The organism is Xenorhabdus koppenhoeferi (assembly GCF_900116635.1).
Classification (GTDB): domain Bacteria; phylum Pseudomonadota; class Gammaproteobacteria; order Enterobacterales; family Enterobacteriaceae; genus Xenorhabdus; species Xenorhabdus koppenhoeferi.
The window spans coordinates 61,634-85,635 of the sequence record NZ_FPBJ01000011.1 but is presented as its reverse complement, the minus strand read 5'-3'; the positions used below and the strand labels follow the sequence as shown (position 1 = coordinate 85,635).

The 24,002-nt window shown below is 39.2% G+C and carries 27 protein-coding genes; 3 read left to right on the top strand and 24 right to left on the bottom strand.

The features are described 5' to 3' along the window. Positions 1 to 342: 342 nt before the first annotated feature. Complete coding sequence (locus tag BM329_RS05680; RefSeq protein WP_041981948.1) at positions 343 to 645, top strand: hypothetical protein; 303 nt, start codon at positions 343 to 345, stop codon at positions 643 to 645. Positions 646 to 783: 138 nt separating this feature from the next. Here BM329_RS05680 and BM329_RS05675 read toward each other — a convergent pair whose 3' ends face one another. From BM329_RS05675 to BM329_RS05635, 9 genes are all read right to left on the bottom strand, one after another. Continuing rightward, the gene (locus BM329_RS05675; RefSeq protein ID WP_041982771.1) at positions 784 to 1,542 is read right to left on the bottom strand and encodes a TIGR03747 family integrating conjugative element membrane protein; all 759 of its coding nucleotides are present in this window, start codon (positions 1,540 to 1,542) and stop codon (positions 784 to 786) included. Continuing rightward, on the bottom strand, positions 1,523 to 3,661 hold the full coding sequence (gene traD / locus BM329_RS05670) for a type IV conjugative transfer system coupling protein TraD (protein ID WP_092550108.1): 2,139 nt from the start codon (positions 3,659 to 3,661) through the stop codon (positions 1,523 to 1,525). Before traD ends, BM329_RS05675 begins: the two co-directional genes overlap by 20 nt. After that, on the bottom strand, positions 3,654 to 3,884 hold the full coding sequence (locus tag BM329_RS05665; RefSeq protein WP_041982769.1) for a hypothetical protein: 231 nt from the start codon (positions 3,882 to 3,884) through the stop codon (positions 3,654 to 3,656). Before BM329_RS05665 ends, traD begins: the two co-directional genes overlap by 8 nt. Further along, complete coding sequence (locus tag BM329_RS05660; RefSeq protein ID WP_041982768.1) at positions 3,884 to 4,405, bottom strand: integrating conjugative element protein; 522 nt, start codon at positions 4,403 to 4,405, stop codon at positions 3,884 to 3,886. The genes BM329_RS05665 and BM329_RS05660 overlap by 1 nt, the downstream gene beginning before the upstream one ends. Next, positions 4,405 to 4,977: a transglycosylase SLT domain-containing protein gene (locus tag BM329_RS05655; RefSeq protein ID WP_041982767.1), complete on the bottom strand. Its 573-nt coding sequence runs from the start codon at positions 4,975 to 4,977 to the stop codon at positions 4,405 to 4,407. The genes BM329_RS05660 and BM329_RS05655 overlap by 1 nt, the downstream gene beginning before the upstream one ends. A gap of 12 nt (positions 4,978 to 4,989) precedes the next feature. Continuing rightward, positions 4,990 to 5,673 (bottom strand): TIGR03759 family integrating conjugative element protein, encoded by a 684-nt coding sequence (locus BM329_RS05650; protein ID WP_041982776.1) that lies wholly within the window; start codon positions 5,671 to 5,673, stop codon positions 4,990 to 4,992. A 69-nt stretch (positions 5,674 to 5,742) separates the two neighbouring features. After that, complete coding sequence (locus tag BM329_RS05645) at positions 5,743 to 6,447, bottom strand: hypothetical protein (RefSeq protein ID WP_041982766.1); 705 nt, start codon at positions 6,445 to 6,447, stop codon at positions 5,743 to 5,745. Next, positions 6,444 to 7,073 carry a PFGI-1 class ICE element type IV pilus protein PilL2 gene (gene pilL2, locus BM329_RS05640; protein WP_052453805.1) on the bottom strand — a complete coding sequence of 210 codons (630 nt, stop codon included), beginning with the start codon at positions 7,071 to 7,073 and terminating at the stop codon, positions 6,444 to 6,446. Before pilL2 ends, BM329_RS05645 begins: the two co-directional genes overlap by 4 nt. 225 nt (positions 7,074 to 7,298) lie before the next feature. After that, positions 7,299 to 7,559 carry a hypothetical protein gene (locus tag BM329_RS05635; protein WP_041982765.1) on the bottom strand — a complete coding sequence of 87 codons (261 nt, stop codon included), beginning with the start codon at positions 7,557 to 7,559 and terminating at the stop codon, positions 7,299 to 7,301. A 385-nt stretch (positions 7,560 to 7,944) separates the two neighbouring features. On the opposite strand from BM329_RS05635, the gene BM329_RS05630 reads away from it, so the two are divergent. Continuing rightward, the gene (locus BM329_RS05630; protein ID WP_041982764.1) at positions 7,945 to 8,409 is read left to right on the top strand and encodes a type II toxin-antitoxin system PemK/MazF family toxin; all 465 of its coding nucleotides are present in this window, start codon (positions 7,945 to 7,947) and stop codon (positions 8,407 to 8,409) included. Between the two features lie 322 nt (positions 8,410 to 8,731). On the opposite strand, the gene ssb is transcribed toward BM329_RS05630, so the two are convergent. Beyond that, positions 8,732 to 9,193 (bottom strand): single-stranded DNA-binding protein, encoded by a 462-nt coding sequence (gene ssb / locus BM329_RS05625; protein WP_092550105.1) that lies wholly within the window; start codon positions 9,191 to 9,193, stop codon positions 8,732 to 8,734. A 265-nt stretch (positions 9,194 to 9,458) separates the two neighbouring features. Then, entirely contained in the window at positions 9,459 to 9,926 is a 468-nt protein-coding gene (locus BM329_RS05620) for an STY4534 family ICE replication protein (RefSeq protein WP_041982761.1), read from the bottom strand. 408 nt (positions 9,927 to 10,334) lie between these two features. Here BM329_RS05620 and BM329_RS14675 point away from each other — a divergent pair, with 408 nt between their 5' ends. Next, entirely contained in the window at positions 10,335 to 10,478 is a 144-nt protein-coding gene (locus BM329_RS14675; protein ID WP_177216193.1) for a hypothetical protein, read from the top strand. 124 nt (positions 10,479 to 10,602) lie between these two features. On the opposite strand, the gene BM329_RS14795 is transcribed toward BM329_RS14675, so the two are convergent. The 13 genes from BM329_RS14795 to BM329_RS05555 all read right to left on the bottom strand — a co-directional run bounded on the left by BM329_RS14795 (position 10,603) and on the right by BM329_RS05555 (position 23,912). Continuing rightward, entirely contained in the window at positions 10,603 to 10,776 is a 174-nt protein-coding gene (locus tag BM329_RS14795; RefSeq protein ID WP_218153256.1) for a hypothetical protein, read from the bottom strand. 179 nt (positions 10,777 to 10,955) lie between these two features. Further along, positions 10,956 to 12,992 (bottom strand): DNA topoisomerase III, encoded by a 2,037-nt coding sequence (locus BM329_RS05610; protein WP_092550102.1) that lies wholly within the window; start codon positions 12,990 to 12,992, stop codon positions 10,956 to 10,958. 26 nt (positions 12,993 to 13,018) lie between these two features. Then, positions 13,019 to 13,567: a hypothetical protein gene (locus BM329_RS05605; RefSeq protein WP_041982759.1), complete on the bottom strand. Its 549-nt coding sequence runs from the start codon at positions 13,565 to 13,567 to the stop codon at positions 13,019 to 13,021. Positions 13,568 to 13,605: 38 nt separating this feature from the next. Continuing rightward, the gene (locus BM329_RS05600; RefSeq protein ID WP_052453804.1) at positions 13,606 to 14,307 is read right to left on the bottom strand and encodes a PFL_4669 family integrating conjugative element protein; all 702 of its coding nucleotides are present in this window, start codon (positions 14,305 to 14,307) and stop codon (positions 13,606 to 13,608) included. 131 nt (positions 14,308 to 14,438) lie between these two features. After that, complete coding sequence (locus tag BM329_RS05595) at positions 14,439 to 15,698, bottom strand: STY4528 family pathogenicity island replication protein (protein WP_041982758.1); 1,260 nt, start codon at positions 15,696 to 15,698, stop codon at positions 14,439 to 14,441. Between the two features lie 87 nt (positions 15,699 to 15,785). Further along, positions 15,786 to 16,025: a ParE family toxin-like protein gene (locus tag BM329_RS05590; RefSeq protein WP_041982757.1), complete on the bottom strand. Its 240-nt coding sequence runs from the start codon at positions 16,023 to 16,025 to the stop codon at positions 15,786 to 15,788. 2 nt (positions 16,026 to 16,027) lie between these two features. Further along, positions 16,028 to 16,618 carry a DUF2857 domain-containing protein gene (locus BM329_RS05585; protein WP_041982756.1) on the bottom strand — a complete coding sequence of 197 codons (591 nt, stop codon included), beginning with the start codon at positions 16,616 to 16,618 and terminating at the stop codon, positions 16,028 to 16,030. 5 nt (positions 16,619 to 16,623) lie between these two features. After that, positions 16,624 to 17,235, bottom strand: coding sequence for a DUF7168 domain-containing protein (locus BM329_RS05580; RefSeq protein WP_041982755.1), 612 nt, complete (start codon positions 17,233 to 17,235; stop codon positions 16,624 to 16,626). Further along, entirely contained in the window at positions 17,222 to 18,904 is a 1,683-nt protein-coding gene (locus tag BM329_RS05575; RefSeq protein WP_245759018.1) for a ParB family protein, read from the bottom strand. Before BM329_RS05575 ends, BM329_RS05580 begins: the two co-directional genes overlap by 14 nt. A 3-nt stretch (positions 18,905 to 18,907) precedes the next feature. Continuing rightward, on the bottom strand, positions 18,908 to 20,275 hold the full coding sequence (gene dnaB-PI, locus BM329_RS05570) for an SPI-7-type island replicative DNA helicase (protein WP_041982754.1): 1,368 nt from the start codon (positions 20,273 to 20,275) through the stop codon (positions 18,908 to 18,910). Further along, positions 20,265 to 21,182, bottom strand: coding sequence for a ParA family protein (locus BM329_RS05565; protein ID WP_092550099.1), 918 nt, complete (start codon positions 21,180 to 21,182; stop codon positions 20,265 to 20,267). Before BM329_RS05565 ends, dnaB-PI begins: the two co-directional genes overlap by 11 nt. A 481-nt stretch (positions 21,183 to 21,663) precedes the next feature. Continuing rightward, positions 21,664 to 22,671, bottom strand: coding sequence for a tyrosine-type recombinase/integrase (locus BM329_RS05560; protein WP_092550096.1), 1,008 nt, complete (start codon positions 22,669 to 22,671; stop codon positions 21,664 to 21,666). Positions 22,672 to 22,880: 209 nt separating this feature from the next. After that, positions 22,881 to 23,912 carry a TraI domain-containing protein gene (locus tag BM329_RS05555; protein ID WP_245759017.1) on the bottom strand — a complete coding sequence of 344 codons (1,032 nt, stop codon included), beginning with the start codon at positions 23,910 to 23,912 and terminating at the stop codon, positions 22,881 to 22,883. Positions 23,913 to 24,002: the final 90 nt, after the last annotated feature.

Sequence of the window (24,002 nt, the reverse complement as noted above, 5' to 3'; positions counted from 1 at the left end):
AACACGAGATTACAAAACACCGAATGAGTTATTTAAAGGAATACCCACTCATTTACTTCGTCCATTACGGTGTTGCGCTTAATATGTGAATCCAAGAAACTTATCCATTCGATGATGATAACTATCCGACTTTAGCACAAAATAAAGAAGGTAATTATTACAATATAATCACTCAGTCTAAGTGGGAACTTTGGCAACAGGCATGGAATTCTAGTCGTGATATTAATATTGGTCTACCAAAAGATCTTGATTGCAATAAAGGGAATGAACTAAATCATGTTTCGGGGGGAAACATCCTATAAGACAAGTCATTTTAACATTTAATTAAGTAAGGAAAAGATAATGATAATAATTAGAAATACTATCATGTTAACAGACGAACAAGAGAACGATCTAGAGTATCTAAAAGATGTTGCCATGCGTAAGAAATTTTATGCAGAGTTTGTTGTTAATTTATATAACGATACTTTCAAATGTAATATTTTTGCATGTGCTAGATACATACGAGGAGAAAGTGATGATAAATTAAAAAAGGCATTTGATCTAATGTTAGATCTGGCTATGCAAGGAATAGAGTCTCAGGAATATTTAGGACGAGATTTTATTAAAAGTTTAATAAAATTTTATGAGTTAAGAGAAAGTTAATCATGTATGTTTCGGGGGGAAACAGGAGTATAAACTATATTTATCTCCATCATCTTTCCTGAAAACTGACGCGCCTAACGGCTTGTCTGCTGACTCTGGCGGATAAAAGCAAGTTTTATCCGCCAGAGTCCAGCTTGATTATAGATATTTTTTAAACGATGCCATTGTAACCGTAATAGCAATTCCCAATAAAACTGCCGCAGGTAATAACAATAAATTAGGGTACACCGCAGAAGGCCATGATAAATAGACCATACAGGGAACAACAAAAGCAGGTTTTACAAAACGTTTAGCATGATGGTAGACAAAACTTGATTCATAAGCGGCACCATAACGCCTCAAATCTCGTCTCCCTAAGCCTTCGACCATAGCAACTAACAAAACAAGAACAAACAACGGAATTGATAACACCAGAATAGTGATTCTGATAATGAAAGTTACGGCAACAAAAACTGAAGCTACCATATATTCTCTCAGTTCTATTAATAAAAACTCACTCCAATTATTCAACTCTCTAGTCAATTCATTATCAATTTTCATCTGTGCCTCATAGGTTGATTGCAACCAATTAAGAATTCCACTATCGACAAATAACCAATTATAAGCAGAGTTAACCCCTTGGCTCAGAGTCTGAGAAGGTGATGACATAAAAAGGCTACGGGTAAATTCTGATGATAAATATCCACTTTCTGTTAGCATAACTTGGCGGCTATGTTCCGAACCTTGATCAGTCCAAAATAACGCAATTCCAGCCCATTCAATGAATAAACTGAAGAGTAATGATGCTAATAACATACCTATCAATGTTAAAGGCCAGTGCCAAAGTAACTTTGCCAGTAAACCAGGCTCTTTTACCGGACGAGAACGCGAATCAGCCTCAGTTTGTGCCTGCGCCATCACCTTCCCCTTTATCTTCTGCTAATTGTGTTGGTATTTCTTGAATATCATTTGGTAACTGGCTAGCTGACCACCAAGATTCACCTGTACGATAATTCTTTCTCATGTATTCTTCGATCTTTTTCAAACTTTCAGGCATTAATACATCATCTTTACTATCAGGTAGAGGCATACGCATCTTCCATAATTTTCCTCCTTCCAATAATCCGAATGCTTGGCCTTTTGGTAATTGAATGATATCAGCAGGAGATAACAAAGGCTTACTAACCAAACTTACCCTGTCTTGAGTATTAGAAGTGAAATCACTCCCCTGTCCTAGATTTGAAATATCAGTGATACCTGATACTAAGGTCTTAGTGTATATATCGACTTCTGGTAACTGTTCTGTCAGCAATTTAGCCGTTGCCAATTCCCTGACTCTCAACATTATTAATGTATTAAAGTTTCCTGTTACCTGAGCCGATTTTGCGGCATTACCAAGCCGTGCTTCAATATCTGACCAAGTTTGCGTGTATGCAGTTACCTCAATACCAGCTCCCCCGCTTTTATTCAGCAATGGAATAAATTCATCCCCCATCAGTTCATTAAATTCATCACAATGTAAGCTGATAGGCTTCTTTTTAATTTTATCCTCTTCAGGTAAACCATCATGCGCACCAAATTTGTAGATATGCCCCGCAAAAGAGACTAAATCGGCAAACATAGAATTACCTACCGCAGCCGCCACCTCTGGATCTGACAACGCATCCAATCCCACATACACAATTCCTTGTTTCCTGATAACTTGTTGCCAGTCGAATATCGGGCGTGGATCACTCATATCATCATAATCAGGAGAAAGTAACGCCGCCGTTTTTCCTGTAGTTAGCTTTTCTAACAAAGGAAGAAGGGATGCAACTATTTTGTCAAAATATGTTCGGTCATAACGTATCGCACTACGTAAACCATCCAAGATAGGGTCATAGATTTTCTTTCCTTCATTACTGCTCAGCGCCATTTCGATGGCCCAAATAGAAGTAGCGTTAGGATCGCTTTGCAAGTGACGAGGAACATCCTTTTCGGTTAATATATCTTGCGCGTTCTGAATTTGTGCAAAAAGGTTAGGTAACAGTTCTTCGATAATTTTTAATGAGTACGTTTGATAGAGTTCACCAATGTTAGTGACATAACGTAGGATTAGAGCGTAATCGGGGCGCTGCCCCAACGCAACTAATGCACGAGCTATTATATTGACAAACCGCCAAGCAAACTCACGGAAAGCCGCGCTGTTCCCTTCTCCTGATAATTGCCCAGCAACACGACTGGCGACTTCAGAAACTCGCCCAAAGCGCCCTACGGCATTATAACGGGCGCTAATATCAGGCCAACCTAAGTGAAAAACATAAAACTCATCGCCGCGTCCCGCTCTTTGCGCTTCTGCCCACATGCGTTTTAATAAGTCCGCATCGCCCTTAGGATCAAAAACAATGGTAACATTTCCACGCCGGATATCTTGTGTAATTAACAATTCTGCCAAACGGGTTTTGCCAACACGTGTTGTACCCAATACCAACATATGCCCTACACGTTCACGCAAATCCATTGAAACATTCACTTCATCTGGTTCAATTCCATGCAAAATCGGGTTTCCTCCAACTGGAGGCAGTGGGCGAACAGGATTTAATACACTATCTGTCTGTAATAATTCACATATCCTAGGAAAACGAAATTCAAAGCGCTGCTCAAAATTTCTGGCTAATTGATAATAGCGAGACGGCTGCACATAGTGTTCAACTTCTGGACGCAATGCTTCCAGTAATCTCTGTGTGTGCTTTTGTTGCCATAAAAATCCTTTACCCAAGAACAGGCGTTGATTACTGACTGGTACTTGATGTGAAGACATTTTATATAACGGCAACTTACGTAAATTACGTCTATATCGTAAAACTCGTAATCCTTGGCGAGTACGAACGGCAGAAAAGCAAGCGAAAGCCCCAGCAGTTACATAGCTAACTGACGGAGCCAGAGCCACAGCCCACGGAGCTACTACACAAACATATGCAGCAGCCCCAGCCGCAACCGCTGAATTAAACTCAACGGCGGGGCGTAACAGCGCCTCAATAACATAACGATCACTCATTTTCTGCTCCTTGAGATTCGTTGTTACTAATAGATGGTAATTTTTTCAGTATTCTTTTGGCTGTCTGATGATAACGACGATGCCTAATTGCTATAATTGAAGAGTGGCTTCTGATAGCTAAAATAAAAATAAGAAGAAGAAAAACTATTCCTACGACAATGAAAGAAAGATACAGTGGATTACCAGCCATGACTTTTTGTATAAAAGGAGAAATTGGTCGCATTATGGAACCTGCTGTGTCAATCCCGTTTCAGTTATTAATACTGGATAATGTGTTAATTGCAGACGCTTAGCTAAATCACTACCAGATACGGGAGAAAGCAATATCCCGTTAGCAAGCTGTTTCAATTCAGAAAAAACTTCGGCTGTATCAACTTGAGTTACTATTCCTACAGCATTTAACATTTTCAACTTATCAGCGTTTTGGCTCAGCCAATTCCTTGATAATTCATCATCACCGACAAGAAATAACGCACCAATTCCCTGTAAATTAAGAGGACGGTCTACTACTATACCAGGAGACATTTCAGGAGTTTTAATTGGCAACACCATCTCAAATGATGGCTGCACTAACGGGATTTTTTCAGAACCAGATATTTCACTCCATTCATTTTGTTGATTATTTATTGCATCAAAATAATAAGAGGTATTTTCACCTCCTAAATCTGCAACTACTTTTAATTCAGCTAATGCAGAAAAACTTATTACATATAATGAAAAAGCTGACAATAACTGTAATTTCATTATCTCACCTCTGGTTCAATCCATTCTGATATTTCAATTGATGGTGTTAACGTAGATAATTTTTGTTTCACAATAGACATATATTTAGATGCAGGAAGGCCGCCTTTAGGATGGTGATAGCATCCTGCCGCTACCACCCAACTTCCAGGATTAGAATCATAACAAGAACGTAATATTCGAGCCGCTACATGAAGATTTATATAGGGATCAAATGCTTCCCAAGTAGAATTAAAATGATGCCCGTTCCAACCCCAATTTACCTGAGCTATTCCAACATCAATACGCTTTGTCGGATGCGTTTTCATAAATACTTGCAGCGACCGCCACGCCTCTAATCTTGTGCTATAGCGATATCCCTTACCAGCGACATTAACCGTCCAAGGCCACGGCCTAACCCCTTGAGGTAATTTGTATGAAGACTCTGTTAATGCCAATGAATATAAAGCCTCAGCGGGTACGTTTTCAGCGTGGGCTACCTGATGATAGCCTTGGGGAACTTGTTGGCTTGCTGTACAATTTAGAGAGACAAGTAATGCACCACTAAACAAAAATCCAATTGATAGATGTTTCATGGTATTCCTCCGTTAAAAGGCAGCAACACGCCAACCACCATCTGAATTTTGCTGTAACACTACTGGCATTCTCATTTCACCATATTTAATCCAACGCCCTTCATCATGGTTCAATGTGATTTCTTTCGTTTTTACTCGTTCAATTGGAATTTTTTTATCTTTTGCCCATGTTCTGATCCTATTATCATCACCTTTACTATCAACCACATAGATATCTACAGAACGTTTTACTGTTAGTATAGATGCCAATCTAGCATCACACTGCACACAATCATCTATCCGTACAAATAGAGCCAATCTCCCCTGTGTATCATGAGCAATGCTCGCTGCATTCCCTAAATTAACAGGTAAAATTTCAGGGTATAATCGCTTCCACGCCTCATCAACCTCACGTTGAAACACCAATTCTTTTTCAGTACGGACAAATTCAGCTTTCACCCACAATTCGGCATATCGACGCCGTTCTGGGTCACTTTTAGCTTCAATACCCAATGTCGTTATCGGATCAAGTCCTGGTGATTGAATCCCACGTTGTCCTTTCATCAAGTCTTGATAATGTGCGTATTCATCAGTACTTAATCCCCATTCTTTGGCATCTTTTTGTACTTGTAATTGATGTACCGTATTTTTCTGAACTTGACCCACTTCAGTTGATTGAATTTCAGAACCACTATTAATTGCTAATGCACAAGGCATAAAACTCAACGTACTAAAAAACACGATTACAGATGTAAATAAATTATTAGTAACTCTCATACCGTCACCTTATTCAGCACGTAGCGTCAAAGTGCGCCCTTTTGCAGTAAATTGCGCATTGTTATTAGAAACCTTAGATAAAGTCCATCCGTGAATACCGCCCCCTACTCCAATCAATTCAATTTGTGACAAAGATAAGGCGTTCTTAGGTAAAACTGCCGCAAATATTTCCCCTCCACGATATTCTGTTCCAATAAAAGCAAATGACGCTTTAGATTGGGGAACTTTTTGAGGAGCACTTTGAACTACTTTAGTTTGAGCAGGTTTAACAACAGGTTTTTCCTGTTTCTTCATTTCAGAAATAGTCGTAATTTGAGAACGTAAAATATCCAACTGTGTTTCATATTGTTGTTGATTCTCTTTCAATACAGGCAATAAATTCTCTAATGCTTTTAAACGGATATTTTCTCCCTGTAATTGGCTCACAATTGTTTGAACTTCTTTATTTAAAGATGATATTGTTAAAAGCTGTTCAGAAAAGTTATTTTCCAAAGCAATAAATTTGTTCTTTAACTGAGAAAACTCATTTTCCTTGACATTTTTCTGTTGCACACTTTCCAAATACTTCAATCTGGCATTAATGTTATTTTCATATTCGGATATATGACTCTGTTTTTTAATGAAGAATAGAGTAAGGAAAATAATCACTAAAAATAGCAACAAAAAAATAACCCAAATAAGAAAACGTTTTGTGTTGTTTTTAGCTGGCATCATTTTACTAACCATCCTTTATTACTCGAGATGACAGGCTTGATATCAGATAAAGGCGTAGAGATAGATTGTGGTTTTACGGTTGATTGGCCTGAAGAGGCAATTTGTGTTTGCTTCTTAGCTGAAGGCAACTGATACCCAGCTCTCAAGCTATGACAAACGACACGCTGAACCTCATCCACTTCCAATTGCCATGCTGGACCAGCTAGAACTTGCAAAGCTGTATTTAACTTAGTAGGACCCAATTGATACTGAACGACGGGAAGTGGTTTCTGATAGAGCGTGTTAGCTTGTCTGGATGCACTACATAAAAAATATCCTGATTGGCGTAAAGCATAATTTATTGCCTCACCTATCGTTGGCTTGAGTGAAGCCGGTATCTTTAAGTTGATCACTTGTTCTAATGGATAACGTTGAGCTACTTCAGGGGAAGTATCAATCAATAAATAACGGTCATAGCGAACTACAGAGGGAGGAGCTTGGTAAACATCAGGTGTTACTGTAGATACATTGGATAATGACGTGATAGATGGCGCCAGCGCAGTATCTTCAATAGGCAGCGATGTTTGTTGCTTCACGCAAGCAATTAATGAGAATGAACCTAATAAAATAAGAGCCAATTTATTCATTTTCATGATCTTTTTCCTTATATGAATGTCATTAACTCTACTTTGCTTAGAAAGCTGACTAGTTTCAACAAACAACTCTTATTGGAAAAAAAACAAAAAAACCAAAAATAAACCTTTCATGCTCTAGCTCTGGTGAGTTATATGGAAGAAGATGATATTTATAGTATATTAATTAAAAACCCCGTAATTAATACGGGGTTTTTAATTATAGGATGATATTATTTATTATACGCCAGGTTTTAATATAGAAATTGCTTTACAAATATTGTTAATAATATCTGAATAATCATGATGTGGGGTTTCGATCTTATTCATTAATTTGAAATCATCTAATGCAGACAATAATTCAGGTAATGAAATCGACCCAATGACCAAGCGACATATTTCAGGTGCCGATTTATCTAATACCAATGCCCTAACTCGAGCCATATTATGGTTAATATCTGCATCAACTACTTGATTAAATACATCTGGTGGTATTGTCATGAACAAACTCCCTGATGGTGGCGATCTGACGAGATTTTTGCAGTCGATCTGTCTACGAATAGATCTATCCCGCCAAACCGCCATAGAGAGCAGTTGTGGTATATATATAGGCCACTGGTAAATACCACATAACTTTACCAGTGTACTTTTCGTAGACAAAAATCACGAGTCTGCAATTACTCGTCCAAACAATAGTCAAAATTGATTGGAATTCCGATTTTAACGAATACAGTAAATTATATCTATAATTAAAATGTGACGTGCATCACAATTATAAATATAATTACATATTATTTTCTTAGTTTAAAAATACTTAGTAAAATTTATTAAGTCATAGTAGAATTTTTCGATTTATCATCTTGCGCCTTGCATAGAGGAATACCAGATGCCTATAAATTTCAGCCCCAAAGTAGGCGAAATATTGGAATGTGATTATGGAAATTATCCAGTAGATAAAGAGGGTAAAATAATCATCAATTTCTATGATGGTCATATCCCTCCTGAAATGGTCAAAAATCGGCTTGTTGTTATTATAAATGGAAAAATAGATGGTAATGCTTGTATAGTTGTTCCTTTATCAAGTAAATGTGATCAAAATAAATTACAACGTGGAATGCACGTTGAAATCAGCCAAAATGTTATTGAAGATATGAAGTATTTTGAACAAATAACACGTTGGGCAAAAGCAGATCTTGTACAACAAGTCAGCAGAGAACGGCTTCAAAGGCCGAGAACTGCTAATAGGGGCTATTTAAATCAAATTTTACCCAGAGAAATTGTCACAAAAATCCAGCTAGCGATAATCAAATCCATAAATGCCAATCAATTACTATCAAAGTCTGACTCTTGATCTTTCCGACAAGATCGCTGATAATATAGCCGTTGCCCATTGAGGCCCTTAGAATTTATTCTTCCCTTGAGGAACCTGCGAAGCCTAGTTTAACCACTAGGCTTCTGCCTTTTTAGCACTTGGGTTTTGCAATGACTGGCGCAAAGTAGGTTATTTCCCCGCAACCAGCCTTTTCCTGACATGCTACACTCCCCTCTCTCTTTCGAGATTCAAACCCATTACTGGGTGAGGATAAGTCAGACTTGCAATAGGCACTCCAACAGCCTATGATTACCTCAACAAACTGACATAATCACTTGATTTACAAAGCAAAACGGCGCACCTAGAACGGAATATCGTCATCGAAATCCATTGGTGGTTCTTGTTGAACTGCTTGTGGTTGCTGCGGTTGTCCCCGGCCGCTTTGTTTTGGCGTATTTTGCCCCGTATTACTGCCTCCACCAAGCATCTGCATAGAACCGCCAACATTTACCACAACTTCAGTAGAATAACGGTCTTGACCATTCTGATCCTGCCATTTGCGAGTTTGCAAAGAACCTTCAATATAAACTTGAGAGCCTTTGCGTAAATATTCACCTGCAATATCTGCCAATTTTCCAAAAATGACCACTCTGTGCCATTCAGTCTTTTCTCGCTGTTCACCAGTTTGCTTATCTCGCCAACTTTCAGATGTTGCAAGTGTAAGATTCGCTATTGCTGTACTACTATTTGGCGAATAACGTATTTCAGGATCTTGGCCTAAACGACCGACCAAGATAACTTTGTTAACTCCTCTTGAAGCCATAATAGTATTTCTCCTCAGATATATTCACGTTGTGTCCAGTTGCCTTTTTCCAGCGCCTTAGACGCAATGCCATCCGATTTAAAATACTCAACGGATTCACGAGAAACTGGCCCATCTTCAATGGTAAAATTTGTCCTACAAGTTTTGCAGCAAGCATTCCTGTTTTTGAACAAATCATGAAATGTTCCTTAATCAAAAAATATAGGAACATACTTCCCTGAAGGAAATATGTTCCTATCAGGGAAGTAGACTAGAAATGTACAACTTAAAAAGAGTTAACTGCATACTGTTTTGCAGATTTCTCTTCTTCAAGAGGTGGTATCGACTGAGGTTTTTCAGCCTTATATACCGTTTCCCGTCCAATCTTGATCCAGTCAATATTAATTAATCTTGCACGAAGGCTAACACGTTGCTCCCCAGCATGTTCTCCTTTAGAGAGAGTGAAGATTTCGGTTGAAAGGTTACTTAACGTAAATCCAATCAGCACTTTTTTATCTTCATCTACCGCTTTTGAGCAACGATTGACCAAACTAACAGTAGTGTCACCTACCACCGTAGTATCAAAACGTACGTATGATGGATTGTCAGTCGAGCCACTTAATGCGTTAACAACAACCGTCAAAAATTGTCCATTTGGACCCTTTACTTGACGGATATTACTCAAATATCCAATTCCATTGATATTAAGATTAAAATATTTGTTTTCGTTGTTTGAGTTTTTGCTATTTGTCATGATGTCTCTCCTAGGAAATAAGATAAAGTGAGAAACATCATCCCAATGGGATAATTATTTCCCATTGGAAAATCAGTTCAATAGAACCGATCTGATATTGCAAATATGTGGAAGGCTTCTTAATCGCTTTACACGATCTCCGTTTTCAAAGAATAAACGGGATTACCCAGCGTGTTTGCTGTCTGCCTTTTCAGGTATGGCAGATAAACATAGTCACCCGAAGGCGTTCCTCTCAGACTATTGAAACATTAATTACGTAGTCACTCGAAAGCGCTTCTCTCAGACTACTGAAGCATTAATAGGTTGTATAAAGCAACACAATCTATTATCTATTTTTGTACAAATAAAAACCTACGTCAATAACTTATTACCAATTAAATTTATTTATATTTAAATACTATATAGTGCATGCGCCAAGCAAAAGAACAACAATTACGTTCTTATCGCAATAACGTGATTCTTGCTGACCTCTCACGCCACCGTATGTACGGTTATGTTAACGCGGGAACTGCCGTTGCTGTTCCAACAGTGATATTAAGCCAAGCCTTCTGAACAGTAAGGTCTTTATCGCCTGATTCATATGGTTGGCTCCCGCGTTCCACCATGCGCCCCGTTGGTTACATGCTGATCTCCATGCTCGATTTTCCTTTAACCCAGCCCGCATTAACATTTTGGCTCAGGTATAAGGACGCTTCCACTGCCGCCACAACAGGCAACGCAGTTTGTGGTGGTTAACAACCACAGATAACAGACAGCGCCTTGCCCGGCGCGCACAAAAAAAGGCGTTACCGAAGTAACGCCTGACAGTTGCACCAATTCTGCTGAGTAAAAAATTAAACTCCGGAGCCATTCAACTAACTCGGCGCGTTTTTCACGGAGTTGATTGCGCCTTGAAAATCTACCGTGTCGAAGCAGTAATTTTATGAACTGTTAGGTAAGTTTATTCACCTTCCCTCCGCAGTTACGGGGTGCTTTTGCTTTTCCTAGCGCCGGAAACCTTACCAGTAACTCAAGTGACTGTATACTGAGTCATGAAAAAAGAGTCTTCATATCTTTACCCTTTTTCTTTTTTCCTGATTGAAAATTAGACATTTTTTCCTTGTTTGGCGTAGATAAAGAAATTATACCATCACAATCAGGATAACACTGACAACTCCAAAAACGACCTTTTTTACCCTCACGCAGTACCATTTTACCCTGACATTTTGGACAATTTGGCATCGGTGGCAAATTCAATTTTAAAGGTACATCACATGTTTTTTCTAACAAATGGTGAAGCCAAGCCTTCTGCTTTTCTATGAACGTAGTCAAAGGCAATCTTCCATCCGCCACACTTTCCAACGCTTGTTCCCACAGTGCAGTCATACCAGGATTAGTTACGACAGTAGGTAACGCATCAATTAGTTGACACCCAATGTCAGTTGCTAACAAATGTTTCTTCTGGCGGTGCAAAAATTGTCGTTCTTCCAATGTAGTAATTATTCCTGCCCGAGTTGCCTCCGTTCCTAACCCCGCATTCTCTTTTAAAACCTTCTTGAGTGCTGGATCAGTGACAAATGCAGCAGCATTTTTCATAGCCGCAATTAATGTTCCATCAGTGTAGTGCTGAGGGGGTTTTGTTTCCAGTTGCTTGAGTTCCCCATTTTTGACAACACATTGTTCTCCATGAGACAAAGCAGGAAGTTTCACCGATTCTGATTCTTCTTCACTGCCTTCTTCTTCATTGCCGTTCGAGAACAGAGTCTTCCAGCCTTGAATAATTTCAACATTTCCTCGGGAAACGAAAAGTTGTCCCCTTATATCAAAATGAATTGTTGTAATATCAACTTCTTGTACTGGTAAAAATTGAGCTAAATAATATGTTCGGATCAATTCATATAATTGGCGTTCTTCTGTACTCATTGCAGACAATACAGGAGGTTGCTTAGTTGGGATAATACCGTGGTGTGCAGTTATTTTCTTATCGTTCCAAACTCGTGACACTAATTCCGTATCCAATTTAGGCAACAACAGAGATAAAGAAGGATCACTTTTTTCTAATGCTTGTAGTACCTGAAAGATTTCTGCTCTCATTGATATAGGTAAGTAGCCACAGTCTGTACGAGGATAAGTAGTAGCTTTATGTTTTTCATACAAACTTTGCGCGATTTCTAACACTTGTTTAGCACCTAAGCCCCATTTTTTCGATGCTACTTGTTGCAAAGTACCTAAATCAAAAACCAATGGTGGGGAATGTTTCTCGCGTTTTTGCTGAACTTCACAAACTTTTGCAAGCCCAGCTTGCTGACATAATTGAATAGCAGATTTTGCAGCAGGCAATTGAATACAGCGTTTTTCATCATCACAATACTGTTTAGCAGGAATCCATGTTGCAGTAAAATGAATTCCTAAATGCTGCAATAATGCCTTAACTTGCCAATACGGCTTTGAAACAAATTGAGATATTTCGCGATCCCGTTGAACCACTAAAGCTAATGTGGGCGTTTGAACTCGTCCCACGGATAATACCCCTGAATAAGCTTGATCTCTGGCTTTTATTGAAAAAAAGCGAGTCATATTCATACCAATCAGCCAATCAGCCCGAGAGCGCCCTAAACCTGCCAAATAAAGTGCTTCGGTTTTTTCACCTGGTAACATTGCCCCGATAGCTTGATGAATACTTGCATCATCCAATGCCGATAGCCAAAGGCGTTGGATAGGGCCTTTATATTTACACATATCCAATATTTCCCTAGCTATAACCTCTCCTTCTCTGTCAGCATCCGTAGCTATAACAACGGAAGATGCTTTTTTTAATAATTGCGATATAGTCTTAAACATCGCTACAACGTCTTTTTTTACTACCATCTTCCATTGAGTTGGAATAATAGGTAAAACGTCTTTTCTCCAAGGAACACCAAATTGCTCACCATAAGCATCAGGAGACGCATTTTCTAACAAATGTCCTCTAGCCCATGTAACAACAATACCAGCACCTTCATAAAAGCCATCTTTTTTTGAATTTGCACCCAAAACTTTTGCAATATCTTTACCTTGAGATGGTTTCTCACATAAAAAAAGACGCATAGCAATTCCTTATTTGTGATTAAAAATTATCGAACTTTACCAATTGCAACATCATTAATTTGTTTAAAAAGACGTTTTAAATATTTATCAGTCAGATGTTCAGGGTTAGCGGAACTATAAGTGATGAACATCAGCGTTCCTTTGCCATTTTTTTCCAATTTAATATTCAAATGATCATTTTCATTCCAATTTTTCCCCATGCTGTAATAACTACCTGGGGTTGATTCCCATGTATATCCAGAAGCGTTTATAGAACTTAATGTCCATTGATCTTGGGTATTTCCGCTATTCTTCAACGAATCCCACTCATCTTTAGACACAAATTTATAAAAATGGCGGATTCTGGCTGCTGCTGTATCTACATCAACCAAAGTAGTGATTTCATATTGCCGATCACTACGCTTTTTGCTAACTGTAGGAGTTAATCTTGGCATCCCACTATCAGCTTCAGTCGAACCTTGAGTTATGGATAATCCCAAGTCACTAATTTTTTTATTCATTTCAGCAAAGTTCGTTCCCGCACAACCAGACAGAAAAATTATAGAAACAGGAACAAAAAACTTATAAAGAGACATAACCATTCCTCATTTAGTTAATAGAAATTAATATGCCACTACTTTAAAGCAGCTAAGGGAGGAGAAAAAGACGAACGTCTAGATCCCTTCAAAATGCCGTGATCTAAATCACCCATTATTTTTACTGCTGCCTTATATTCTTCGCTCTCAACGTCCAAGCCAATCCGAGATATTGGAAAACTACGGTAAAGAGTAACCACACCAAAAGCTTGACGTACTCTATGACCGGATCCACTTAATACTTCGTCTCGTTTTTTGCTGGAGATAAGCCCATAGTGATATGCTTGCAATGTTTTCATTGCCAATTGATCAAAACCTACCAGTAACCAGACACATCTATAACCTAATGGTGTTCGGCTAAAAATTTCCAAATTAAGGGGTGATTCAGACATAACATCAGAAACATGTATCTGGTTAGGCAAATTTGCTAACCACTTCCCCGCTTTATCTAATTCATTTTCAATAATTTTGCTGCTTTCATTCAATGATTTTTCCAATCTCCACAGAATCATGTCAGCAAATGGGTTATTTTGTAATGAATCCCCATGTATACGAGAAGCCATTTTTATAAAAACAGGAATTCCAATAATTGACCATTTACTTTTCTTCTTACCATCATTATTTTTTCTTCCTTCCCATAACTTAATAGCGTAATTTGTATGAAGCGCAAGGGTAAATGTAGATTTCAATGCACCCGCTGACTTTTTATTAGCAGTTGTCTCTTTATTAGTATCAATCATAATAGTTACCCATCATTAATAAATTAACCTTGTTTCTAAAAATTTTAGAAACATTTATTTTTTTCTCAATAAAAAAGTCTTTTTCCAGAAAATAAAATTTTCAGTCTTGTTTCTGGGGGAAACATGTATTTTTAATTACCCAAACCCGATAATTTTTTCTTAATGTCAAAAATTTGTTCTTTAATTCTTTCATGATTAGGAGTAGCTTTTCTCTCTTTAGTTTCCTGAAGTTCGTCAACTTTAATTTTCTGTGTTTTCTGTGTCTTCTGTATTTTTTTATTTCTATTCACTTTTTCCATATGAGAATATGAATAGCGCCCCTCTCTGGCTGATTTCAATAACGTTAATCCATAGGCCACAATATTTTTAACAGTACCAGAAGCTACCCCTGACTCTAATTGTTCTAAAATGGATTTTTTTTGCTCAATAGGAACAGATAGTTGAACTAACTGCTCCAATAACATGGAATTATCTTTCTCACTCATACGGCTACTTAATGTATCTGAAAAAAACAAATCATCTTCAGATACGTACGTTTCTTTTACACTATGTGTAATATTACGTACGTAGTGGTTCGATTTTTCTAACTCACTGTAACTCATTGATTTATAGCTTAGTTCGGAATTCGAACTAAGCTGTGATTTACTTAGTTCTAAATTCGAACCAAGTGTTTTTTGTAGCGTTTTTTCCTTAGTTCGATTTTCTGTTGGAGGTAATATCTCAGAATATGAGATATTAATATTCTGTTCCTGCTCTGTTGCTAGTTGCTGAGGAGTCTGAATAACACCTAAACGATTCTCAATTATTTTTATCCGGGAATGTTGATGTTTCATAAGAGGATCATTTCTTACTTCCTGTAGAGTATTTATAGCTGTAGTTTGTATACTTTTATTCTTATTCTCACAGGCGGCTCGTTCTAACGTATCTAACCAATACGGATCTAATGTTTCTGCATCAAATGCACTAATAGGTTCATCATGCTGCATATAAATATTTCCACGTATGCAACCAGAACTATCCCGTACCCTTTTGCATAAACTCAACCACCCAGTGATCCGTAGCATAAGAAGCACTCTACTTACAGTTTCTCTTGATGCTTTTCCACTATTAGGGGATGCTAATTGCAATTGCAATTCGTCATATGTAGGGAAAATCGCCCCTTCATTTTGAAGAGCGTATAAACGAATCATCATCCATGTTACTTTATCAATAGGTGATAGACGGCTATCCAATAATAATTGTCGTGGTATAGAATCATGAATATTACCCGCATAAATTAACCCGCTTTGTACTGATTTTATCGTCCCTGATGTAACAGCATCCTGAGAGGTTAATCTCTGCTGCATTTTTTCTAATGTGAAACTAATCAAGCCTTCAGTTGTAACCGCCATATACCACCTATACTGCTTAATGATTCATAAGTTAAATCGTTTTTTTTCTGCGCCCTATCGAAGGCGCAGGAAAAAACGACTTCTTTATTATTTAAGAATTTCCTTGTTATAACGTTCATGCGTCATCAATTCCCAATTCTTTCCCGCATCACGACTTAACAAGCGCCAAAAAGCCCCTACATTTATTTTTAATGTTGAATATGCCCCTTTCTGTTTACCTGTACACTTCACCTTACGGGATATACGTTCTCCCTGTTTGAAGCGATTCAATTGCATTTTTGCTTTACTCATTATTTTTTCAGGAGTTCGAGAATGACAAATCATCATATTTAACTCCTTACAACGCGCTTTGATGAACGCTTCTTGATATGGGACGGATTTAGAATCCCTTGAACCAAATTCCAAGTAGAGGTTAGCGACACTTCAAGTTCTTCCGCTAACAGCATCATCAATTCTAACCCTTCAGAGCTGTCTACATTTGGAAATTCAGCTTTCTGCCAACGCTGCCAAATTATTTCAATATCTTTTTCTCTCAAATTTGACGCGCGTCCTACAGATACTCGTAATCCAGCTAATCGCCTACGAGTACTGACATCAATAGGAAATAATCCAAAATAATGATTCATCATTTCTGTTGACGCACCTAATGCCAGTGCCCTTTCAATACACTGATTTCGTTCCTGTTCTACCCGCGAATGTTCGAGAAGTAGATGTAAATTTTCATGATGAATTTGATATGTGATAACTGATACAGAGCAGTTTGATAAATAATGTAAATCTTCAATGTTAAGATTATTTAGCATTCTAATTTCTTCTTGGCTTAACCCTAACGATTCACAACGCCGCAAACTACCAGACTTTATTTCCATAACCAGATCTGTTAATAAACCATTACCTGATAATGATGATTTTTTAGCCATCTATGTTATTCTCCAATCTGAAAACCAACGACAGAATGACCATAAAATTCAATTTTCCAGTCATTCATTTGGTTGATTTCATCTTGGTGCAGTTTTAGAGGATATAACTCCTGCCATAACTCATAAATCCACTGCACACAAAAGGAATGTTTCATCTGTTTCTTGATCAAATAAGGTGAGACAGTAGGATATATTTCTCGCTCTATTTCTAAATTCCGTCTTAAATGCCTAGAGATTGCTAATCTAAACCGATTTTTCAGCTCAATAAAAAGCAATTGCGCTACTGCTGATCGTTGGTCTAATCCATAAAAAACAATATCAATCAAATTATTAGAATATTCGTTTTTCTGAAAAATAAACCCCGTTCCTGTGACTTGTGAACCCAGCATTAATAAGAGTTTCCAATCAGCAGCGTATTTAACTACTCCATTTACACGCGAATAAAAAATTTCTTGTTGAAAATTTCTCATAGAAACTGATTGAAATTCACGTATTAAAAGAACAAGTTGTCTCAACTCATTTTGATCATCATATTTTTTATGCCGCCCTCCTTTAGGAGACGGCAACTTATCAACGAGGCGCTTCAAGTACTGTAATTCGCTCTCATGCATACTCATCAGTATTTATTACCTCATCAAAATTCATTGATGATTTTATTTGTAATTCGCGAAGCCTTCTTAATAAGCGAACAACTTTCATTAGTTGTAATACTTGCTCATCATTAAAAAGAGGCTCTTTCTGTTCTACATATGAGCCAATTAATACTTCATGAAAAACATTAGATTTAACTTGGTCTGAAGTTTCGCTACTATGTTCAGATAATAGCTTTAGTACAACTAAAGAAGCTGAACTTTTCTCATCCATAACTACATGATATCCACTTGATTTAACATTGGAATTACTTTGACTAATAAACTCACCTAATCCTAAACTATCTGCAAGTGAAAAGGCGTTTAGAAAAACTTCTCTCTGAATATGCTCAATATCATCTAATAATGGAGAAATAGGCCATAGGTTTTGTATGGATACAACTTCACTAACCTTAGGAATATAATCTTCACTACTTTCATTTATCAATAATGAAGTATCTAATGACATATTCTCAAATGATGAATCAGACTCATTTAAAGTTGAATTTTTTTCAATTTTTTTAGGGTTACTTTGAAAGTTATCAACTTTAGTTAAGTCACTTTCAGAAATTAAAGATTCAGTTTTTTCTAATTCGGAAATATTACTTTCAATAACTTCTGAATTAACATTCTCAAATTTTTGGACATCACTTTCAGGAATATCTGCTCTGACACTCTCAATTTTTGAGGTGTCATTTTTATGAGCATAAACTTCAATATTTTCAACTTGAGGTTCGACATGAGATGTTTCAATGGAAACTATATCAATTGAACCTTTTTTTTGTTTTTTTGAGTCTAATTCGAATACCCAACGGTCATAATTAAAAGACGAATGAGGGCAATTCTTAACTAGTTCACCAATTAATTCATCACGGAATACATCTAATGAAAATAATTCTGGAGAATCTAATTGATTGCAAACACTAGAAAATATTTCAATTAGTAATTTTTTATCATCTTTACTATCGAAGAATTGTTTAGCTACTTTCAGAACGTTGGAGCGCAATAATAAAAGTGTTTCTATTTGCCCTCTTCCCATCCCCTCATCTAATAACATAGGCATATAGGGATATAAATAATCCAACGTATCTTCCATTTTACTGATACTTGAGTAGTGAACAGGAAACCCTTCTTCATCTAATAATGATGAAAGCTCACGTAATGTCACTTTTTTATCTAGTTTATCTTCAAACAATGTTCTTGCTTTAGAGACGCCCTTTGCCTTTTCAATAAACGTTAATTCACCTCGCATATCATTTTCGGCTAAGTGCCCTATGATGCACTGCAAACGCCCGGGCCACGGTTTAAACAGGCAGTGAACCCGATAAAACCGCTCCTCCCCAGTTTCCTGCCACAGTTCAGACAAAATCTGATAGCGGGTATTGCCGCCATCGCTGAAAATATATACCGCCTCGCCTTGCGGATCGCGGGTGACTTTCGGCACCGTATCCAGCCCACGGGCTTTGATGGAGGCTTTGATATCGTCAAAGCGCGGATTACGACTGGTGCGGGGGTTATCCGGATTGGGGCTAAGTTGATCCAGAGTCAATACCATCGGCATTTCGCTCTTTGGTACTATGGTATGTTGAGGTTCATTATTTGCATAACCACCTAACAGCAAAGCATCACCCAATTGATTTTTAAGTTGTTTTTTCACAAATCACCCCCGCATCCCTAAATCATATCCATGTGTAAAATCACAAAAACGTGTGTATTCACCATTAAATCCGACTTTAACTGTTCCCAAAGGCCCCTGACGTTGTTTACTAATAATTATTTCAGCGATCCCTTTATCCAATGAATTTTCGTTATAAACCTCATCACGATATAAAAAGAGAACCAGATCTGCGTCCTGCTCAAGAGAGCCTGAATCACGTAAATCTCCATTAACTGGACGTTTATCACCTCTTTGCGCTAATTGGCGATTTAATTGTGAAAGAGCAAGAACCGGACAACCTAATTCTTTCCCTAATGCCTTTAAATTACGGGAAATTTCACTGATTTCTAGTGTACGATTTTCTTGATTAGGACTACTCATAAGTTGCAGATAGTCAACTATAATCAAGCTAGGTTGACCAAATTTACGCATATTACGACGAGCGCGAGTGCGTAACAGTGGAGGAGTCATATTACTAGTATCGTCAATGACAAATTTATCTTGCCAACTGGAAATAATTTCCATAGCCGCACCAATACGCCCCCACTCTGAATCATCAAGAAGCCCACTACGTATATTTCCAAGAGGAATGGAGGCTAAGTTGCTAATCAAACGTTGAATTAATTGTTCAGTAGGCATTTCAATACTATAAAATTGGACTGATCCCTTATTAAGGGCACTTTGTGCTATAGCTAAAGCTAACGCCGTTTTTCCCATAGATGGGCGAGCGCCCAATAAAATTAAATCCCCAGACTGTAATCCACAGGTTTTTTCATCCAGTTCGATAAATCCGGTAGGAGTTCCTGTTACTCCATTTCCCTCCAAAGCGTTTTCTAATTGGTTAATAACGTTAGATAACGAGTCCATTAAAGTACGTTGTTCAGACCCAACACTTTTTTCTGATAAGAGAAATAATTGTTTTTCTGTCTGTTCACAGAGTTGGAATATATCCGTTCTTGGATTAGAACTCTCAGCAACCAAAGTTTTCCCTAACGTCATCAACCCCCGAGCACGACTCCGAGCCGCCACCATTTCTGCGTAATACACAATATTAGCTGCGCTAGGTGTATTTTTTGAAAGCTCCGCGATATAAGCAAATCCGCCAACGCTTTCAACTTGGCCTGATTTTTCAAGTGAATTATGTAGCGTGATTAAATCGATAGGAAAATTAGCCTGACATAATTCAGACATTTTTTGCCAAATTATACGATGAGGATGTGAAAAAAAGTCCTCAGATTTTAGCAAGGGTGTAATTTCGTCCCAGCGATCGTTCTCCAACATTAAACCGCCTAACACAGATTGTTCTGCTTCTTGAGCATAAAATGCTGTTATCTCATCTAATTCAGTCTTACTATATTTTTTAGTTTTCATTAGCCAGCCCCTTTTCGAGCACTAAATCAAACTTGCTCTTCCATTGAGGGAATAATTCACAAACTAGATTATGCATGGTCACCGCTGCCGCTGGAGTTTTACGATTAGTCTTGTATTCTAAACGGTGCACAGGCAATCCCTGAGCATGGCCATGTTTGTAAACTTCTAATTTTGGAATTTGTGTATCTAGAAGAGAAACAGATAATGAATCTGCAAACGGATAGCGGCGTTCTTTGATAATAGAAGCCAATTCGTCCAAAGTGGTTTTATCTAAGATAGTGTCTTCAACACAGTTAGCTAATATACGAACTGATGGAATCGTTATCCCATAAGCACAGAGTGGTAATAATTTTCCCATCAACCCCAATGTTCCTCTTAAAAATTCTCGGGTATCAGGTAAAATTGGTTTAATTATTCCTAGCACATAATCAGAAGCAGCCAGAAGGATCATTTCCAGCATGATAGAACCGGCACCTTTAGAATCAATAATGATAACGTCATACTGACTAAAAAGAGGATGTTGCAAAATATTTCTCAGACGCATTCTACCATCAGGCGCATGGAGCATAGCTACAGGCAATCGATCATCTGGATCATTTGAGACAATAACATCCAAATTAGGTATATCAGTTTGTGAGATGATGGTTTCAGGGGAAGATAGATCCGCTGTTTGCATTAACAGTTCATACAACCCAGTAGGGGCTTCATAAACGAGCTTAAATAGGCTACTTGCTGTAGGTTGGGAGTGGTCGGCATCCAAAAGAAGGGTTCTTAAGCCAGCATCAGCACAAAATCCCGCTGTATTTCCTGCCTTGGTAGACTTGCCTTCACCGCCTTTTGTAGAGACGAAAGGGACAATGATTGGACTTTTTCTAAAGCCCACTAAGTGGGAGCTAACTTGTTGCATATACACGCTCGACAGTAAAAATTTCTAGCGTGTAACTAACAATAGCGTGATCGAGTTAAAACTAATAGACAATGGGATTGAAAATCCCCGTGTCGGTGGTTCGATTCCGCCTCCGGGCACCAATTTTAAAACTCGTTTGTTGAAGTGATATCAATAACTTAACACGTGAGTCAGAAATAAGTGCTGTTAAGCAAATGTTAATGAATATAATCTATTACTTTGCGTAAGTTAATAAACTAAAAACAGCCACTCTATACGAAGTCAGGTGAACACAGTTTGTGCTCACCTTTTTGCATTGAAAGTAATGATTTCAGTAATTGATTCTGATGTCAAGTCAAGTGATGGTCAGAATTGCTCTTTGAGCACACTTCCCGGTTTCTTCGTTTTGTGTCTCCACCTCCAAACTATCCCATAATCCAGTGACACAGTCAGGGCAATCCCGCTGATATCTTGCCCTGTTTTTTTACCTCACGTTAACAGATTACACAGCAAGATCCAGATAAAACGCCAGTTCATTCGCCAGGGTTTTACCCGCGATTTCCATATCAATATCAATATACTCCATCGTGGTCGCCACACTGCGGTGTCCCAGCAGGCACCTGACCAGCTGCAAATTACGATCGGGCGCCTTCATCAGTTCGGTCGCCAGCGTATGACGGAAACGGTGAGGCGAGACGGCAAAACCACACTCTTTCGACAGGCGGTTAAAGAAAGAACGGAGATGCTGCTTTTCTCTGTCATGATGATACTGATAACTGACATTGCGTCCGTGATGACGAAAACGCAGGCGGGTTAAATCAAACAGCGGATCATTCTCTTTCGCCCCACAGGCTTTTGCCTGTTCAACCAGCTGCACCAGCCGGGGTTTCAGCTGCGGGATCATCGGCACCCGCCACTCACTGTGGTTTTTACTGCCTTCCACACGCAACTCAATGTAACTGTTGTCCAGATTAATATCCCGTAACCGCAGATGCAACAGCTGGTTCAGGCGCATGCCCGTCAGCCGGAAAGTATCCAATACAGTCAGCCAGTACCCTGTCGGGTATAAGGCACAGCGTCCGCCCCGTGGGGAAGTCTGTAAACGTTCTTCCTCCTCATACTGCTGCATCCGCAGGTAAATCCCGGTTATCTGAGCCTTACTCAGGGTTTTCTTTTGTTTCTTCTCTTTTTTAACTGCCGCGTCATTAAACGGATTTTTGGGATGTGACAACAGTTTTCTTTCCATGCCGAAATTAAAAATAGCCCGCAGGTGTGCCACCTTATTGTTCCACGTATACCGGGACTGATTTTTTTCCGTCAGCAGATGACGCCGCCAGCGCAGGACATCCCGGTGAGTCACGCTCTCCGGCGACCCCGTTTCCCCCAGATACCGGATAAAGACCCGCACGACCTTGCGATAACTCCATTCGGTGGCCGGCCGTAACATCCGTGAGAAGAAATACTCGTCCAGCAACGCATCCCAGCCCATTGTTTCCTCATTATTTAACATATTATTGTTTCCTTGGTGTGTAATATTGTGTTCCGGTACAGAAACGTCCCGTTAATAAACTGCAAATTAATTAACCCGTTAAATTATTTTATTTTTCATATAGTGACCTTTTATACATTGCGGAAACAAGGCATTCCGGCGCTGATGCGGCGCGTTTGGATAATTTCAAATCGTTATCGTTACCATTTGTATTATTTCTCATCAGAATTTCATTCCTCCGCCTGAAACAATGACAGTAATGTCCGGATATCATCGGCAGTGTCGGGCGCAGAAGCTGTTCCCGGTGTGACAAGCGGAATAACCGGATCGGGTTTTGGTGATGACGGTCTGGTATCGGTAGTCGGTTTAGCAGATTTAACGGGATTCAGCAGCGGTGACTGCACCTGCTCAGCGGCAGACTGAAGCAGTGAGTCCGTCAACGGGACAGAAGACGGATATCCGCCAAGATGCAACATCAGGCACTGCCACGCACCGGGCACTAAAGACAGCCAGGTCACTGCTTCCTCCGGTAACAAACGGGCAGCCAGCAGCGTTTTATAAAGGACAGGAAGCTCAGGCCCAGGTGCCTGAAACCGGAAGCGGAAACGACGCTCAGGTATCCACAATCCCGGCTGCCAGTGATGCCCGTCTTCCAGTTCACCTTCCAGTTGCTGCAACAGCGGCAGGTGGTAAAACAGCGCCGCCCAGAATACCACCGCCTGCCACAGCAGACTTTGTGCGGCCTGGGTTTCCGGCGCCACCCCCGGAGGCAGCATATGTCCTTTCGCCAGCCGCACGGCACAGGCCGTAAATTGCAGGGTAAGGTCAATAAACCCGCCGCGATAAGACCAGACGCCCTCTTGTATGGCCGGAACATGCTGCACACGGGCGCACAATTGCCGGAGCGGATCCAGATAAAACTGCTGATATAACCCGGCGGGCAGCACACTGTTTTCCCACAGTTGGCGGAGATACCGGCGACGCTCTGCGGTTGCCAGCAGCGCTTCCGCTGACTGTGGACGGAAATAACCGCCGGCATCGCGTACACTTTCAGGTGCTTGCCTGGGCGCTTTTTGTGACGGGGAAGGGTCACGGGTAAAACGGGATTTAAAACGCTGAAACATGGTTTTTATATGAACGCGTCCCGTTTGCAACGGCTTCCATTGTTCTAACTCTGACAGATAGGTTGCAGCTTTATATCCGGCTTTTTTGCAGCCTTTAAAGCTGCGAGCCCCTATGTCATTCGCCGACTCACACCTCATTTCCTCCGCGAGCTTTAAGCTCATAAAACCATTCAGGTTTAGTGAGTCCCGGTCTTACCTGTCTTTGTCATCACGCTGGTTGCCAGAGTA

What these genes read in the sequence shown, in the direction of transcription:
- BM329_RS14675 (WP_177216193.1), top strand. Translation starts at nt 10,335, where the DNA reads ATGCGCCAAGCAAAAGAACAACAATTACGTTCTTATCGCAATAACGTG.
- BM329_RS05590 (WP_041982757.1), bottom strand. Translation starts at nt 16,025, where the DNA reads ATGATGATTTGTCATTCTCGAACTCCTGAAAAAATAATGAGTAAAGCA.
- dnaB-PI (WP_041982754.1), bottom strand. Translation starts at nt 20,275, where the DNA reads ATGAAAACTAAAAAATATAGTAAGACTGAATTAGATGAGATAACAGCA.
- BM329_RS05555 (WP_245759017.1), bottom strand. Translation starts at nt 23,912, where the DNA reads ATGAGGTGTGAGTCGGCGAATGACATAGGGGCTCGCAGCTTTAAAGGC.
- BM329_RS05585 (WP_041982756.1), bottom strand. Translation starts at nt 16,618, where the DNA reads ATGGCTAAAAAATCATCATTATCAGGTAATGGTTTATTAACAGATCTG.
- ssb (WP_092550105.1), bottom strand. Translation starts at nt 9,193, where the DNA reads ATGGCTTCAAGAGGAGTTAACAAAGTTATCTTGGTCGGTCGTTTAGGC.
- BM329_RS05560 (WP_092550096.1), bottom strand. Translation starts at nt 22,671, where the DNA reads ATGTTAAATAATGAGGAAACAATGGGCTGGGATGCGTTGCTGGACGAG.
- BM329_RS05605 (WP_041982759.1), bottom strand. Translation starts at nt 13,567, where the DNA reads ATGTCTCTTTATAAGTTTTTTGTTCCTGTTTCTATAATTTTTCTGTCT.
- BM329_RS05630 (WP_041982764.1), top strand. Translation starts at nt 7,945, where the DNA reads ATGCCTATAAATTTCAGCCCCAAAGTAGGCGAAATATTGGAATGTGAT.
- BM329_RS05635 (WP_041982765.1), bottom strand. Translation starts at nt 7,559, where the DNA reads ATGACAATACCACCAGATGTATTTAATCAAGTAGTTGATGCAGATATT.
- traD (WP_092550108.1), bottom strand. Translation starts at nt 3,661, where the DNA reads ATGAGTGATCGTTATGTTATTGAGGCGCTGTTACGCCCCGCCGTTGAG.
- BM329_RS05610 (WP_092550102.1), bottom strand. Translation starts at nt 12,992, where the DNA reads ATGCGTCTTTTTTTATGTGAGAAACCATCTCAAGGTAAAGATATTGCA.
- BM329_RS05595 (WP_041982758.1), bottom strand. Translation starts at nt 15,698, where the DNA reads ATGGCGGTTACAACTGAAGGCTTGATTAGTTTCACATTAGAAAAAATG.
- BM329_RS05645 (WP_041982766.1), bottom strand. Translation starts at nt 6,447, where the DNA reads ATGATGCCAGCTAAAAACAACACAAAACGTTTTCTTATTTGGGTTATT.
- BM329_RS05565 (WP_092550099.1), bottom strand. Translation starts at nt 21,182, where the DNA reads ATGCAACAAGTTAGCTCCCACTTAGTGGGCTTTAGAAAAAGTCCAATC.
- BM329_RS14795 (WP_218153256.1), bottom strand. Translation starts at nt 10,776, where the DNA reads ATGGCTCCGGAGTTTAATTTTTTACTCAGCAGAATTGGTGCAACTGTC.
- BM329_RS05650 (WP_041982776.1), bottom strand. Translation starts at nt 5,673, where the DNA reads ATGCCTTGTGCATTAGCAATTAATAGTGGTTCTGAAATTCAATCAACT.
- BM329_RS05680 (WP_041981948.1), top strand. Translation starts at nt 343, where the DNA reads ATGATAATAATTAGAAATACTATCATGTTAACAGACGAACAAGAGAAC.
- BM329_RS05675 (WP_041982771.1), bottom strand. Translation starts at nt 1,542, where the DNA reads ATGGCGCAGGCACAAACTGAGGCTGATTCGCGTTCTCGTCCGGTAAAA.
- BM329_RS05660 (WP_041982768.1), bottom strand. Translation starts at nt 4,405, where the DNA reads ATGAAATTACAGTTATTGTCAGCTTTTTCATTATATGTAATAAGTTTT.
- BM329_RS05600 (WP_052453804.1), bottom strand. Translation starts at nt 14,307, where the DNA reads ATGATTGATACTAATAAAGAGACAACTGCTAATAAAAAGTCAGCGGGT.
- BM329_RS05665 (WP_041982769.1), bottom strand. Translation starts at nt 3,884, where the DNA reads ATGCGACCAATTTCTCCTTTTATACAAAAAGTCATGGCTGGTAATCCA.
- BM329_RS05655 (WP_041982767.1), bottom strand. Translation starts at nt 4,977, where the DNA reads ATGAAACATCTATCAATTGGATTTTTGTTTAGTGGTGCATTACTTGTC.
- pilL2 (WP_052453805.1), bottom strand. Translation starts at nt 7,073, where the DNA reads ATGAATAAATTGGCTCTTATTTTATTAGGTTCATTCTCATTAATTGCT.
- BM329_RS05580 (WP_041982755.1), bottom strand. Translation starts at nt 17,235, where the DNA reads ATGAGTATGCATGAGAGCGAATTACAGTACTTGAAGCGCCTCGTTGAT.
- BM329_RS05620 (WP_041982761.1), bottom strand. Translation starts at nt 9,926, where the DNA reads ATGACAAATAGCAAAAACTCAAACAACGAAAACAAATATTTTAATCTT.